Consider the following 14,390-nt stretch of genomic DNA (forward strand, 5'->3'; position numbering starts at 1 on the left):
GGTTGCCAATTGACAACAACCCAACGTTTTACCTCAGTTCCCCGCCCTGCTTGCCGCCGGGCGCCCCCGGCGGGAGTCACCCATGCGACGGCTGGACGGTGGCGCAGTACGCCACCAACTGGTCGAGTTCGGCCGATTTGTCGAAGAAGGCATCGGCGCCCAATTGCTGCGAGCGCAGGCGCATGTCGGCGGTGGCGTAGTTGCTGAGCACCACCACCTTCTGGTGCGGCGAGCGCTGGCGGCAGGCGTTCAGCACGGCCAGGCCGTTGCCGCGCTGCAGGAACAGGTCGACGATGGCCAGGTCCCAGTCGCTCTTGTGGTCGCGCAGCCATTCGAGCGCTTCGTCGGCGGTGCTGGCCGAGGCGATCACGTGCGCATCGATCACGTCCTCGAGAAAGTCGACCAGGTTCTCGCGGATCACCGGACTGTCCTCGACCAGGTAGGCATGGAGCGTCATGGTGGGTGTCTCGGGTCCGGAACTGGGCAGCGCATGACGCCATCATCCGGGCTGACCGCCGCGCCACGGTGAGCCGGACAGGCCAATGGCTGTAGGCCATCGGCCAGCGGCGCTGTCGGCATGCGCCGGCCGGCGCCGCCGGGGTGACCTTCTCAGGCCGCGACCGGCAGGCGGCCGGGGGCCATGCCCAGGCGCGCCGGCGAGACGTACTGCTCGCGGTAGATCTCGAACGGCATGGTGTCGGCCGCCTCGATGCGCTTTTGCGCCTGGATCGACTCGGCCGTCATCTGCTCGAAACCGGCCTGCTGCGCGGCCGAGAACGGCAGCGCCAGCAGCGCGGCGCGGGTCTGCTCCGACTGGGCGCGCACGAAGCCGACGAAGGAGTTGCCGTGCTGCTGCTCGATGGCCGCGAGCACGCGGGCCGAGGGCAGGCTGTCGGGGTTCTCGAGGCCGGCCTTGGCGGCGCGCACCGCGTCGACGTGCTGCGTGCCGCCCTGCGCCGCGTCGAGCGCGGCGGCAATCGGCAGGCACTGCTCGACCAGCTCCAGGCCCCAGTCGGTGAGCCCGACCTCGCGCCCGTCGCGGCGCAGCTTCAGCCCCGGCTCGCGGCCGCGCGCGGCCGTGAGGTGCTGGTTCTGCGCCAGGTCGGCGATTTCTTGCGGCGTGTCGTCGGGGCTGTCGTTCAGCAGGCAGTGCAGCAGGAACACGTCGATGAAGCGCATGGTCTGCGCATTGATGCCGACGGTCTCGAAGGGGTCGAGGTCCATCAGGCGCACCTCGACGTACTCCACGCCGCGCTCGCGCAGCGCATGCAGCGGGCGCTCGCCGGAGTGAATGACGCGCTTGGGGCGGATCGTGCCGTAGAACTCGTTCTCGATCTGCAGCAGGCTGGTGCCCAGCTGGTTGTAGTCGCCGCCCAGGTTGCGGATGCCGATGGCCTCGTAGGCCGGCCACGGGCGCGTGAGCGCGTCCTGCAGCGAGGCGCCGTAGCCCTCCAGGCTGTTGTAGCTCACGGCCAGCGAGGCCTGCGCCTCGCTCTGGTAGCCCAGGCGGCCCATGCGCAGCGAGGTGCCGTGCGGCATGTACATGCTGCCGTCGCCCAGCGGCTGCAGCTCGTGCGGGCGGCCCGCGACAAAGCTCGAACACAGGGCCGGCGAGGCGCCGAACAGGTACAGCAGCAAAAAGGCCTGGCGGCGGAAGTTGCGGATGAGCGCGAAGTACTCTTCGCTCGACACCTCCGGCAGCGACCAGTTGTAGTGGATGCCCGAAATGGTCTGCATGCGCCGGCCATAGCGGTGGCTCAGGCCCATGCGGTACACGCTCTTGGCGCGGCCCACGTTCGACGAGCCGTAGCGGCCGATCGGAATGGTCTCGTCGGTCGGCAGGCCGCAGGGCATGCTCGACACCCACAGGCGCTCGTCGCCGAGCTGGTCGAGCACGCGGTAGGTGAACTGGTGCACCCGCGTGAGCTCTTCGAGCGCCGACTCCACGCCCGCGTGCACGCCCGTGATGAGCTCGAGCTGCGATTCGCTGAAGTCGGTCGTGATGTGCGGATGCGTGAGCGCCGAGCCCAGCGCCAGCGGATGCGGCGTGAGGGCCAGCTTGCCGTCGGGCAGCGCGCGCAGGCTTTCCTTCTCGATGCCGCGACGCATTCCCTTCAATCGCGCGGCCGGGAGTGCACCCAGCCTCTCCTGCAATCTGTTGCTCATGTTCTTATGACCCATCAATCTTCTGTGGGGCTGGAAGGTAGCACGGGCGGACAGGCACTGCTGAAGCAGGGAATCCCGCATCCGGCTATGCTGTTTTTTGCTACTTTTTTCATAGCTACCCTCTCAAATACCACCGGCCTTGCGGCGCGCAGCGGGGTTCGAAATTCAGGCCTTGGCGCGGCCCGCCGACAGGTCGATCTCTTCCGACTGGTAGACATGGATCGACGGCACGCCGTCGGCCATGGCCGCGAGCGCCTTGCCGAAAGCGCGCGACGCATCGACGCGAAAGTGCGCCTGCAGCGCCGCCATGTCGCTCCAGCGCTCCACGAAGGTGAGCTGCAGCGGGTCTTGCACGTCGGTCGTGACGTCATGCGAGATGCAGCCGGGCTCGGCGCGCGAGCGCAGCACGTGTTCCACGCTGATGGCCAGCATCGCCTGCAGGGTGTCGGCCTTTGCCAGCGCGTGTCCGATGACCAGGATCATGGGGGTCTCCTTCTGTGCGTTCTTTCGGGGTGACAGGATCAGGATGGATGCGCGCGCGGCCCGACGTGACGGGCCTTCAGCCGAACACGCGCAGCAAAAAGCGGTTGAGGTCGGCGATCTCTTCCATGCAGACCGAGTGCGCCATGGGGTATTCGTGCCATTCGACCGGGTGGCCCAGCGCCACCAGCGCGTCGCGCGACTGTTCGGCGCGCGCCAGCGGCACCACCGGGTCCTGCCGGCCGTGCGCGAGGAACACGGGCGTGTCGTGGTTGGCGCCGTGGCGCTCGGCCGCCGTGGTCGCGGCGATCGGCAGGTAGCCCGAAAGGCCGACGATGCCGGCCAGCCGCTCGCCGTGGCGCAGCCCTGTCATCAGCGCCATCGCGCAGCCTTGCGAGAAGCCAGCCACCACGATGCGGTGGGCGGGAATGCCGCGTGCCTTCTCGTTGGCGATGAGGGCCTCGATGCTCGCCTGCGAGCGACGCAGGCCGGCCTCGTCCTCGCGCGCCACCAGGTCGGCCACCGCGATGTCGTACCAGGCGGGCATCTCGTAGCCGCCGTTGATGGTCACGGGAATGACGGGTGCATTGGGGAACACGAAGCGCACCGGGCCCACGGCCGACAGGTCGAGCTCGCCGGCGATCGGCACGAAGTCGTTGCCGTCGGCACCCAGGCCGTGCATCAGGACCACCGAGGCGGTGGGGTTCGGGGCGGTTTCGATTTCGATGGGGGGACGGGACATGGTCAACGAAGGTATTCAGGAATGCGAATGCCCAGACCTTAGCGCATTCGGGCGACCCGGGCCGCGGCGAAACGGCCGGTTGGCTGACTTGCACCTCGCAACATCCGGGCCGTCGGGCCGCCCCGGCGCCCTTGCCGGCACAAGGGAGCGCCGGATGCAACACAATGGCGTTTCGCATGAAGACCACCCCGAACCCGTCCCCGAAGACCTCGTCGCCCGGCCCCGCCTTCGACAGCGAGGCGCTGCTGCGCGGCAGCGGGCTGCGCGTGACGCGCGCCGCCCAGACCGTGCTCGAGCTGCTCGAACACGGCTCGCAGCCGCTGACCCACGAGGAAGTGGCCGCCGCCTACACCGCCGCCACGGGCGAGCCGCCCGACCGCGTCACGCTCTACCGCGTGCTCGACCGGCTGGTCGAGGCCGGCCTGTGCGACCGCCGCGTGGGCGCCGACCGGGTCAACCGCTTCGCGCGGCACGTCGACACCGCCTCGGGCAACACCTTCGAATGCGACCAGTGCCACAAGGTGCTGGCCCTGCCCTCCGACCCCGAACTGCCCAAGGTGATGGGCCGGCTCGGCAAGGCGCTGCGCAAGCAGGGCATCGACACGCGGCACACGGCGCTCACGCTGCACGGCATGTGCGGCGACTGTGCCCGATAGGTCGCCGAGCCGACCAGGCCGCGCGTGTACGTCTCCCGGCACCACCGCCAGCCCGACATCGGCGCGAGCCACGCGCTGATCGACGCGCATCCGCTGGGCGCCTGGGTCGTGCCGGGCGCCGACGGGCTGGTCGCCAACCACCTGCCCTTTCTGCTCGACCGCTCGCGCGGCCCGTTCGGCACGCTGCTCGGCCACGTGTCGCGTGCCAATCCCGTGTGGCGCCAGCTCGATGCGCCGGCCCCGTCGGTCGTGATGTTCCAGGGGCCGCAGGCCTACATCACGCCCGGCTGGTACCCCGGCAAGGCCGAGCACGGCCAGGTGGTGCCGACCTGGAACTACGCCGTCGCCCACGCGCACGCATCGCGCGCGCCATCGACGACGAAGCCTGGCTGCTCGACCTGCTCGCGCGGCTGACCGCGGCGAACGAGGCCGGCCAACCCGTGCCCTGGCAGACCACGGACGCGCCCGAGACCTTCATCCGCAAGCTGGCGCGCGCCGTGGTGGGCATCGAAATTCCCATCGACCGCCTCGAAGGCAAGCTCAAGGCCAGCCAGGACGAAGCCTTGCAGGACCGTCAAGGCACGGTGCAGGGTCTGGCCGCCGTCGGCAGCGAGAACGCGTCGGCCATGGCGCGGCTGGTGCAGCAGGCGATGCAGCCCAACAGCGCCGGCGACTGAACCGCCCGCGCGCTCACACGTTCCACGACGGAAACGGATCGGGCAGGTTCTGCCACCACGAGGGGCCGAAGCGCATCTCGTTGGGCGTGAGCAGGCAGGCATCGAGCCGCGCGCGCAGTGCGGCTTCGTCCATGCCGATGCCGATCAGCACCAGCTCCTGGCGCGCGTCGCCGGTGGCGTCGTCCCAGTTCTTGCGGATGAGTTCGAGCCCGTCGGGGTCGGTCGGCCAGTGTTCGCGCGGCACGGCCGCCCACCACAGGCCCGCCACGCCGTAGCGGCAGGCACCGCCGGCCTGTGACCACGCGCCCGCGCGGGTCGGCCGGCTCGCGAGCCAGAAGAAGCCCTTGGAGCGCACCACGCCCTCCCACTCGCTCTGCACCAGGTCCCAGAAGCGCTGCGGATGGAACGGCAGGCGCGACCGGTAGACGAAGCTGCGGATGCCGTAGGCCTCGCTCTCGGGCACGTGCTCGCCGCGCAGCTCGGCCAGCCAGCCGGGTGCCTGCTCGGCCTGCTCGAAATCGAACAGACCCGTGTCGAGCACGCGGTCGAGCGCGACGCGGCCGAACTCCGATTCCTCGATGCGCGCACGCGGGTTGAGGCTGCGCAGGATCGCCATCAGGCGCTCGCGCTCCTGCGCCGTCACGAGGTCGGTCTTGTTGACCACGAGCACGTCGCAGAACTCGATCTGCTCGATCAGCAGGTCGACCACCGTGCGCGTGTCCTCGTCGCCCAGCGACTGGCCGCGCTGGCCCAGGCTGTCGGGCGAGCCGTAGTCGCGCAGGAAATTGAAGGCATCGACCACCGTGACCATGGTGTCCAGCCGCGCCACGTCGGCCAGGCTCTGGCCGTCCTCGCCCGCGAAGGTGAAGGTCTCGGCCACGGGCAGCGGCTCGGAGATGCCGGTCGACTCGATCACGAGCTGGTCGAAACGCCCTTCCTTGGCGAGCCGCTTCACCTCGATCAGCAGGTCTTCGCGCAGCGTGCAGCAGATGCAGCCGTTGCTCATCTCGACCAGCTTCTCGTCGGTGCGCGACAGCGCGGCGCCGCCTTCGCGCACCAGCGCGGCGTCGATGTTGACCTCGCTCATGTCGTTGACGATCACCGCCACGCGGCGGCCCTCGCGGTTGTGCAGGATGTGGTTGAGCAGCGTGGTCTTGCCGGCGCCCAGGAAGCCGGACAGCACGGTGACGGGAAGACGATCGGCCATGAGGGCAGGCTCCGTAGTTGCAACAGAATTGCATTATATGGATTGACGCAACTCAGTTGCATTTCATGCAAACGTGACCGACAGGCGCGCGCTCGCCTACCATCCAGCGCATGACCGATTTCTCTGCCTTCGTCGCCCCGCCGCCCTCCGACGCGCCGCACGCGACCGTCGTCGCCGCCGCGTCGGCCTGCCTCGACCGTTTCACGGCCGCGTTCAATGCCTCGGACACGCGCGGCATGGACGCCGAGCTGCACTTTCCGCACACGATGCTCTCGGGCGCGCAGCGGCTCGACTGGCCCGCGCCCGGCCAGCACCCGGTGGATTTCTTCGACACGCTCAAGGCCAGCGGCTGGGCCTCCACACAGTACGAGAAGAAGGAGCCGGTGCTCCTGAGCCACGACAAGGTGCACTTCGTCGTGCACTACACGCGGCGCGATGCGGCCGGCGCGGTGCTCAGCACGCACGCCAACCTCTGGATCGTCGTGCAGGCCGAGGGGCGCTGGGGCATCGCCCTGCGCTCGTACTGAATGAACCCGAAAGAAAAAGGACCGCGTCCCATGTCCCCCTCCGCCCTGCAGCTCGTCTGGCCCTCGCCCGAGCACCTGCCCGGCTACATCGCCGCACTGGAACGCGGCTGGTCGCCCAACAACCTGCGGGCCGAAGCCGGCCGGGAAGAACTGGCGCTGATCCGCACCGACCCCGACGGCTTTCTCGCCGGCCTCGTCGACCGCGAAGCCAAGGGCCCACCCATCGCGCTGCCCACCGGTGGCACCGTGCCCCGGCTGCCGGGCTACCGGCGCTGGCTGTGGGACGGCGAGTTCTGCGGCAGCATCCAGCTGCGCTGGCAGCCGGGCACCAACGCCTTGCCTTCGTACTGCCTCGGCCACATCGGCTACGGCGTGGTGCCGTGGAAAAGCGGCCGGGGCTACGCCACCGCCGCGCTGCGCGCGCTGCTGCCCGATGCGCGCGGCATCGGCCTGGACCACGTCGAGATCACGACCAGCCCCGACAACCTCGCCTCGCAGCGCGTGATCCGCGCCAACGGCGGCGTGCTGGTCGAGGAGTTCATCACCGAGCCCGGGCTCGGCGGCGCGCCCGAGCTGCGCTTTCGCATCGACGTGCGCGACCTGCGCTGACGCGCCCTACAGCTCGAACGGCTCGACCTGCCGCCCGTCGATGTCGGTGAAGCCGTAGGCACGCGCCAGATCGGCCACGCGCAGCACCTGGCCGGTCTTGTCGAGCACCTGCGCATCGCCCGCCAGCGCGGCCACGGCGCGGCCCAGGTAGCGCGGCGACTCGGTGCGCGCCAGCGCGGGGCGCTCCTGCCAGTGCGCTTCGTCGGTCTTGTGGCCCGCGAGCACGAACTCGGTGCGCATCCAGCCCGGCGACACCGCCACCGAAGCCACGCCGTGCGGCTGCAGTTCCTGCGCGATGCCGAAGGCCAGCCGCGTCATCGAGGCCTTGGCGAGGTCGTAGAACAGGTTGCCGCGCAGGTAGTGGCCGCGGTCCCAGAAGGTGGTGGTGACGATCAGGCCCTGCTTGCGCGCCACCATGAACGGCGCGGCGCGGCGGCTGGCCACGAGGTGGTTGCGCACGCCGCGGTCGAACATCGAATCCCAGTTGGCGAGCGGGTGCTCCCAGAACGGCGCCTCGAAGACACCGGTGAAGCTCTCGTGGCCGCCCCAGGCGTTGTTCACGAGCAGGTCGAGCCGGCCCTGCTCGCGCTCGACGCGCGCGAACAGCGCCGCCACCTCGTCTTCCTTCGTGTGGTCGCAGGCCACGGCAATGCCGCGCCCGCCGAGTTGCGTGACCTCCTCGGCGGTGTCGTCGATGGTGCCGGGCAAGACGGCCAGCTCGGACAGCGCGAGCAGCTGGCCATAGCTGTCGGCCGGCCGCGCGCGGGTGCTGCGCCCGGTCACGTACACGGTGGCGCCGGCCGCGCCCAGTTCCTGCGCGATGCCACGGCCCGCGCCGCGGCTGGCGCCGGTGACCACGGCCACGCGGCCCGCCAGCGGACGGTGCGCGGCATCAGGGGTGGAGGGGGCTGCTGTCATGTGTCGTTGCTCCTTCGTTCGGTGAGGGTCCTTGGGCAGGACAAGCGGCCACGATAGGCCGGCCTCAGCGCGCCGTCTTGGAAGAAACCGAAACCCGGCGCCCGAGGAACTCGGTGGGCGTCACGCCGCACAGGGCGCGGAACTCGTTGACGAGGTGCGACTGGTCGTAGAACCCGTGGTCCAGCGCCATGTCGGCCCAGGCCGGCGCGCTGTGCAGGCGCAGCGCGCGCAGGCAGGCATGCAGCCGCGCGAGCCGGCCCCAGGCGCGCGGCGACAGCCCGACATGCGCATGAAAGAGCTGCTGCAGCCGGCGCTCGCCCACGCCGACCGCCTGCGCCACCTCGCGCAATGCCTGGCGCCCGTCGGCGGCGGCGATGAGCCGCGCGGCATGCATCGCGGCGGCCGGCGGCGTGCCGTCGCCGGCTTTCTGCAGGCGCTTCACCAGGGCGTGTTGCAGCAGCTGCGCGCGTGCGGCATCGCCGCGCGCTTCGGCCATGCGCGCGAGCAACGTGGTGCCCTCGCCGCCCCAGAGTTCGTCCAGGTGCACCGCGCGGCCCGCGATCTCGCCGGCCGGCACGCCCAGCAGCGCGGCCGCCGCGCCGGGGCGCAGCGCCACCGACAGGCCTTCCACCGTGTCGCGCATCCGCACCACGGCGGGCGCGGCGAAGGCGCCGATGGCTTCGACTGCCTGCCCCGGTGCGTCGTCGGCCGAGGGCGCATCGCCGAAGTTGAAGACCAGCCGGATCGCGCCGTCGGGCAGCACGCGCTCGCGCACCTCGTGGCCGGGCGCGAAGGTCTCGCGGTACATCAGCAGGTGCAAGACATGCGACCGCAGGGCCGGCGCAATCGGCAGCACCTGCAGCGTGCCGTCGGGCACGCCCGACTCCGGCCCGTGCAGCGGGTCGTCGTGAAGCCGGAGGAAAAGACGTTCGCCCATGGCAGCCGATTGTGAGGAAAAACCCGCCGCCGCGCGACCCGGCGGGCACGGGCCGACAATCGGCCGGCTCCCTCTGCTCACCTGTCGTTCGCATGCCCGATTCCGCCCTCCCCGTGCTCTATTCGTTCCGCCGCTGCCCCTATGCGATGCGGGCCCGGCTCGCGCTGGTGGCGAGCGAACAGCGCTGCGAACTGCGCGAGGTCGAGCTGAAGCGCAAGCCCGCCGAGATGCTCGCGGCCTCGCCCAAAGGCACCGTGCCCGTGCTGGTGCTCGACGGCGGCGCGGCGGTGCTGGAACAGAGCCTGGACGTGATGCTGTGGGCGCTGCGCCGCCACGACCCGCTGCGCTGGCTGGCGCCGGAGCGCGGCACGCTCGACGACCTGCTCGCGCTGATCGCCACCTGCGACAACGATTTCAAGCCGCTGATCGACCGCTACAAGTACCCGGCGCGTTACCCCGCATCGGAAGGCTCGGCGCGCGACGAGGGTGCGCGCTTCCTGCAAGGGCTCGAAGACCGGCTCGCGATATCGGCGCAACTGGCCGGCGCGCACGCCACGCTGGCCGACGCGGCGCTCATGCCCTTCGTGCGCCAGTTCGCGATGGTCGATGCGGCCTGGTTCGACGCCCAGCCCTGGCCGCGCCTGCAAGCCTGGCTCGCGGGCTGGACCGCGTCGGACATGTTCGCGCGCACCATGACCAAGTACGCGCCCTGGCAAGCGGGCGAACCGGGCGTGAGCTTTCCGCCCGCTTGATCAGTACACGTCGCGGCGGTAGCGGCCTTCGGCGATGAGCGCGTCCATGCCGCTCTCGCCCAGCACCTCGGTGAGCGCCGCATCCACGCCCGGCGCCATGCCTTCGAGGCTGCCGCACACGAAGACGATCGCGCCCTCTTCGTCCACCCACTGCTTCAGCACCTCGCCAGCCTCGCGCAGGCAGTCCTGCACGTACACGCGCTGCGGCTGGTCGCGCGAGTAGACGAAGTCGGCGCGCGCCACGAGGCCGCCGGCCTGCCATGCCGCGACCTCGTCCGCGCCGAAACCGTCGTGCGCCGCCTGCCGCTCGCCGAACACCAGCCAGTTGCGGCCGTGCCCTCGGCGCGCACGCTCGCGCAGCAGCGCGCGCAGGCCCGCAAAGCCCGAGCCGTTGCCGATGAAGATGCAGGGCCGCGCGTCGTCGGGCAGCGCGAAGCCCGGGTTGGCGACGAGGCGCAGCGCGAGTTCCGTGCCCATGGGCGCGCCGACCGTGAGCCAGCCCGAGGCCACGCCCAGGCCGTTGTCGTGCCGCGCCTGCCGCACCAGCAACTGGACGGCGCCGTCGGACGGAATCGACGCGACCGAGTAGCTGCGCGGCGCGGGCGCCGGGGCGCCGTCGTCGTGCATCTGGCGCGGCACGATCTCGACCAGCGCGCCGGGTGTCCAGTTCATCGTGCCGCCATCGACACGCCGCAGCTCGACTTCGAACAGCGGATCGCCCTGGCTGCCCACATTGAGCAGGCGCCGGCCATCGAGCCGCCAGGCTTCGAAAGCCGGCGCGGTCGACACAGGCCACGCTGCATCGCGCACCCCGAAGGTCTCGCGCAGCGCATAGTGCCAACGCGCGAGCGCTGCCGGGTCTTCGCCGTCCACCTCGATCATCGGGAACAGCGGCTGCGCACCCTGGTTGTGCAGGTCGTGGTCGAGCTTGCGGCCGAAGCCGCAGAAGGTCGCGTAGTGGCGGTCGCCCAGCGCGAGCAAGCCGTAGCGCAAATGGCGCAGACCCGGGCCGCCTTGCCGCGCGAACGCGCGAGCAAAGGCGCGCGCGCTGTCGGGCGGCTCGCCCTCGCCGAAACTGCTCACCACCCACAGCACCTGACGGAAGTGCAGCAAGGCGTCAGCGCTCAGTGCCGACACGGGCCGCACCACCGCCGCGACACCGGCCGCCTGCAACGCACTGGCCGTCTGCAGTGCGAGGCGCTCGGCATGGCCGGTCTGGCTCGCGAAGGCGACCAGCACCTGCCCCGCATCGCCCGCCGTGGCGGGCACGGCGGCCGCATCGAGCCGCGCGCGCTCGGCGCGCACGGCCTTCGCGGTGCGGCGGCGGCCGAGGTACATCATCCAGCCGCTGATCGCGAAGAGCGCGATCCCCAGGCTCGTGAGCATCATCACGATGCGCCCCGGCAGGCCCCAGTAGGTGCCCATGTGCAGCGGGTAGATGCTGTTCACGAAGCGGCCCATGGGCGGCTTGTCGGCATAGCGTTCGTGGCGCAGCGTCTCGCCGGTCGCGGCCTGCAGGTACAGGCGGTTGCGCGCGCGCTCATGCTCGGCATGCGTGCGCAGGTAGACGGCCTCCACCTGCGTGCCGTTGCGCGCGGGCAGCCGCAGCGTCACCTGGGTCCAGTCGCCCCCCGTGGTATCGACGAAGGCCTGCCAGACGCGCGCCAGGTCGAGCGTCACCGGGGCATCGGCCGGCGCGCGTTCGGCACGCACCACACGGCCCTCGCCGACCGCGCCGTCCACCACCTTGCGCAGCCCGTCGAAGGCCCAGTACATGCCGGTGGTGGTCGACACCACGTAGGCCAGCAGCGCGACGGTGCCGACCACCGCATGCAGGTTCCACAGGAAGGCACGGCCGCGCAGCGCGAAGTCGATGCGCAGCCACTGGCGCCACGCGAAGGGCCGGCGCGGCCAGCGCAGGTACAGGCCCGACAGCGCGAGCAGCAGCAACAGGCCGGCCAGCGAGCCGGTGAGGGGCTTGCCGTCGTCGCGCGGCAGCAGCAGCCAGCGGTGCAGCTCTTCGACGAACTCGAAGAAGTGCTCGCCCACCGGATCGGGCAGCAGCGCGCCGGTGGCGGGATCGGCGAAGCGCGTCTCGCCGCGCCGCTCACCGGGTGGCGGCGCGAACCCGACGCGCGCGGCGCGCCCGGGCTCGGTGGAGACGGCGACAGTGGCGATGCGCCGCCCGGGCATCTCGGCCTGCACGCGCGCGACGAGCGCGGGCGGTGCCAATGCGGGTGCGGCCGAGGCCGCGGGGATCGGGTTCAGCAGGTCGGTGATCTCGGCGCGGAACGACAGCGTCGCCCCGCTCAGGCCGATGACGACCAGCACGCTGCCCGCCGTGATGCCGATGAACCAATGGATCTGGAACCAGACGCGACGCAGCAAAGCCATGAAAAACAGAAGAAAACGGGAAACAGGAAGCCCCGCCAAGGCGGGGCGCGCGGGTTCAAAGATCGATCTTGACCAGGGCCTTGATCGTACGCGGCGTGCCGACCGCCAGCCGCGTGCCGGCCGCCGACCAGTAGCGCTTGTCGCCCACGTTGTCGATGTTCAGCTGGAAGGTGGTGCGCTTGCCCATGAGCTGCGCCACGTAGCGCGCGCCCAGGCCGAAGACGGTGGTGCCGCCGATGAAACCCTGGTTCAGGTCGTCGACGGGACGGCGCCCCGTGAAGTACGCGCCGCCGTTGACCGACAGCCCCGGCACCGCCGCGATGTCGTACGACAGGAAGGCGCTCGCCGTGGTGCGCGCCGTGTTCTCGGGCCGCTTGCCGTCGTACTGCGCGTTGATGCGGCGAAACTCCGCATCGAGCCACTGGCCCGAGAGCTGCCACGCCAGCGCGGGCGTGAGCCGCCCCTGCGCCGACACCTCGAGGCCGCGGTAGCGCTGGCGCCCGCTGGCCACGAAGGTGTTGGCGCTGTCGGTGTAGGCGCCGGGCCGTTCGATGTCGAACAGCGCGCCCGACAGCAGCGTGCCGCCGCCGGTCAGCCAGCGCAGGCCGATTTCCTTCTGCCGGCTCACGCCCGGCGGCATGCGCGTGTTCTGGTTGGCGGTGCCGGCCGGCGCCACCTCGCCCTCTTCCACGCCCTGCGAGTACGACACGTAGGCCATGAGGTCGGGCGTGAACTTGTAGCTCAGCGCCGCCAGCGGCGTGGTCTTGCGCACGCCGTAGTCGAGGGCCGGCAGCGTGGCGCTCGCGCCCTGCCAGCTCTGGTAGCGCGTGTGGCGCAGGCCGGCCACCAGCTGCCACTGCGGCGAGAAGGTGATGCGGTCGAGCGCGTACAGGCCCAGCTCCTCGCTGTCCTGCGCGCCCGAGGTGGGCCGCGACGGCATCGCGCTCAGCGCCAGCGCGCCGATGGGCACGGGGTTGTACAGGTTCTGCAGCGTGGTCGCGCCGCCGTAGTTGCGCTGGAACACGGGCGCCTGCGTCTTGTCGCTGCGCGCCGCGCCGAGCGTCAGCTCGTGCTGCAGCGCGCCGGTGGCGAAGGTGCCGAACAGCTCGGCGCGCAGCAGGTCGGAACGCTGCTCGAGGTGCTGCACGTTGCCCGTGAGGCGGCCGATGCCGGTGCGCACGTTGTAGGTGCCGAACTGCGCCAGGCGCCGGTCGCGCTCGGCCTCGGAATGGCCGGCTTCCACGCTGAGCGCCCAGTTGTCGCTCAAGGCGTAGTCGGCGCGCAGTTGCATGTTGGTGACCTCGGCCTCGAACACGGCCCAGGGCGGCGCGATCAGCTGGTGCGGATCGGGCAGCGCCGGCAGCGCGATGACGCCGTTCACGGCCGCAAGCCGCGCGATGCCGGCCTGCTCGGTGATGCGCTTGCGGTAGTGCTCGATGTCGGCCTTCAGCGTGAGCCGCCGGTTCACGCGCCAGTCGAGCGCGGCCGAGACGAAGCTGCGCTTGCCGTCCACGCCGTCGATCGTCGAGCCCAGTGAGCCGCCAGCCGCGTTCAGGCGCAGCCCGAACTGGTCGTTCTCGCCGAACTGGCGGCCGATGTCGACCTGGCCCTGCAGCCCGCCCTGGTTGTCGACGCTCATCCCGAGCGAGGTGACGGGCGTACGGCCTGCGCGCTTGGTGACGAAGTTGATCACCCCGGCCGGCGTGGTGAAGCCGTAGTACAGCGCCGACGCGCCCTTGAGCACCTCGACGCGCTCCTTGTTCTCCATCGGAATTTCCGACACGTTGGGGATCGCGAGCGCGCCGTTGAGGCGGTAGTTGGTGCGGTTCTCCACGGCAATGCCGCGGATGACGAGCTGGTCGAAGGTGTCGCCGCCGTTCTGCTGGCGCGTCACGCCGGCCGTGTTGCGCAGCACGTCGTACACGCCCGCCGCGCCCTGCAGCTCGATCACCTCGCGCGTCACGGTGTTGACCGTGGCCGGCACGTCCATCACGGACGCCCCCCGGAACGTGCCCGCCTCGACCGTCTCGGCCAGGAAGCCGTTGGCGCGCGAGGCCTCGACGTTGACGGTGCTCAGCTCGCTTGCCCGCGATTCGGGAGCAGCGGACGCAGGCACGGATTGCGCCTGCGCCGCCTGCACGGCGGCGAGCGCGAGGCTCACACAAACTCTCTTCATTCAGATCCCTTGGATGTTCTGGCGGCGCGCCTCCCGGCGGCCTGGTGACGCTTCCGGCGCGCGGAAGCGGGAGGGATTATGGATGAGAGGAGTTCTCATTTGACAACAGTTGCCGGACCCTGCCGATAGGATCGGACGCCAGAGCGTTC

At 70.8% G+C, this 14,390-nt stretch carries 13 protein-coding genes and 1 pseudogene; 5 read left to right on the forward strand and 9 right to left on the reverse strand.

Translation table 11 applies throughout. The annotated features are described in order from the left end of the window. Positions 1-76: 76 nt before the first annotated feature. From AC07Y4_RS02265 to AC07Y4_RS02280, 4 genes are all read right to left on the reverse strand, one after another. Positions 77-457 carry a response regulator transcription factor gene (locus AC07Y4_RS02265; protein ID WP_487848285.1) on the reverse strand — a complete coding sequence of 127 codons (381 nt, stop codon included), beginning with the start codon at positions 455-457 and terminating at the stop codon, positions 77-79. Positions 458-609: 152 nt separating this feature from the next. Continuing rightward, entirely contained in the window at positions 610-2,166 is a 1,557-nt protein-coding gene (gene gshA / locus AC07Y4_RS02270; RefSeq protein WP_062477001.1) for a glutamate--cysteine ligase, read from the reverse strand. 165 nt (positions 2,167-2,331) lie between these two features. Continuing rightward, complete coding sequence (locus AC07Y4_RS02275) at positions 2,332-2,649, reverse strand: putative quinol monooxygenase (RefSeq protein ID WP_159270917.1); 318 nt, start codon at positions 2,647-2,649, stop codon at positions 2,332-2,334. Between the two features lie 76 nt (positions 2,650-2,725). Continuing rightward, positions 2,726-3,388, reverse strand: coding sequence for an alpha/beta hydrolase (locus AC07Y4_RS02280; protein WP_495274121.1), 663 nt, complete (start codon positions 3,386-3,388; stop codon positions 2,726-2,728). 176 nt (positions 3,389-3,564) lie between these two features. Between AC07Y4_RS02280 and AC07Y4_RS02285 the strand changes: the two genes are divergently transcribed. Both AC07Y4_RS02285 and AC07Y4_RS02290 read left to right on the forward strand, forming a co-directional pair. Next, on the forward strand, positions 3,565-4,044 hold the full coding sequence (locus tag AC07Y4_RS02285; RefSeq protein ID WP_062477006.1) for a Fur family transcriptional regulator: 480 nt from the start codon (positions 3,565-3,567) through the stop codon (positions 4,042-4,044). 24 nt (positions 4,045-4,068) lie between these two features. Further along, a pseudogene (locus AC07Y4_RS02290) lies at positions 4,069-4,721 on the forward strand (FMN-binding negative transcriptional regulator). Positions 4,722-4,734: 13 nt separating this feature from the next. Here AC07Y4_RS02290 and zigA read toward each other — a convergent pair. Further along, on the reverse strand, positions 4,735-5,928 hold the full coding sequence (gene zigA, locus AC07Y4_RS02295) for a zinc metallochaperone GTPase ZigA (RefSeq protein ID WP_369646324.1): 1,194 nt from the start codon (positions 5,926-5,928) through the stop codon (positions 4,735-4,737). Between the two features lie 110 nt (positions 5,929-6,038). Between zigA and AC07Y4_RS02300 the strand changes: the two genes are divergently transcribed. Next, the gene (locus tag AC07Y4_RS02300) at positions 6,039-6,455 is read left to right on the forward strand and encodes a hypothetical protein (protein ID WP_492742397.1); all 417 of its coding nucleotides are present in this window, start codon (positions 6,039-6,041) and stop codon (positions 6,453-6,455) included. Positions 6,456-6,485: 30 nt separating this feature from the next. Next, complete coding sequence (locus tag AC07Y4_RS02305) at positions 6,486-7,064, forward strand: GNAT family N-acetyltransferase (protein WP_495274122.1); 579 nt, start codon at positions 6,486-6,488, stop codon at positions 7,062-7,064. A 6-nt stretch (positions 7,065-7,070) separates the two neighbouring features. On the opposite strand, the gene AC07Y4_RS02310 is transcribed toward AC07Y4_RS02305, so the two are convergent. After that, positions 7,071-7,982: an SDR family oxidoreductase gene (locus AC07Y4_RS02310; RefSeq protein ID WP_495274123.1), complete on the reverse strand. Its 912-nt coding sequence runs from the start codon at positions 7,980-7,982 to the stop codon at positions 7,071-7,073. Positions 7,983-8,046: 64 nt separating this feature from the next. Then, on the reverse strand, positions 8,047-8,919 hold the full coding sequence (locus AC07Y4_RS02315) for a helix-turn-helix transcriptional regulator (RefSeq protein ID WP_495274124.1): 873 nt from the start codon (positions 8,917-8,919) through the stop codon (positions 8,047-8,049). A gap of 92 nt (positions 8,920-9,011) precedes the next feature. On the opposite strand from AC07Y4_RS02315, the gene AC07Y4_RS02320 reads away from it, so the two are divergent. Continuing rightward, positions 9,012-9,671 (forward strand): glutathione S-transferase, encoded by a 660-nt coding sequence (locus AC07Y4_RS02320; RefSeq protein WP_495274125.1) that lies wholly within the window; start codon positions 9,012-9,014, stop codon positions 9,669-9,671. On the opposite strand, the gene AC07Y4_RS02325 is transcribed toward AC07Y4_RS02320, so the two are convergent. After that, positions 9,672-12,065: a PepSY domain-containing protein gene (locus tag AC07Y4_RS02325; RefSeq protein WP_495274126.1), complete on the reverse strand. Its 2,394-nt coding sequence runs from the start codon at positions 12,063-12,065 to the stop codon at positions 9,672-9,674. 55 nt (positions 12,066-12,120) lie between these two features. After that, positions 12,121-14,241 carry a TonB-dependent siderophore receptor gene (locus AC07Y4_RS02330; protein WP_495274127.1) on the reverse strand — a complete coding sequence of 707 codons (2,121 nt, stop codon included), beginning with the start codon at positions 14,239-14,241 and terminating at the stop codon, positions 12,121-12,123. Positions 14,242-14,390: the final 149 nt, after the last annotated feature.

This window comes from Variovorax sp. GW460-12-1-14-LB1, assembly GCF_059423605.1.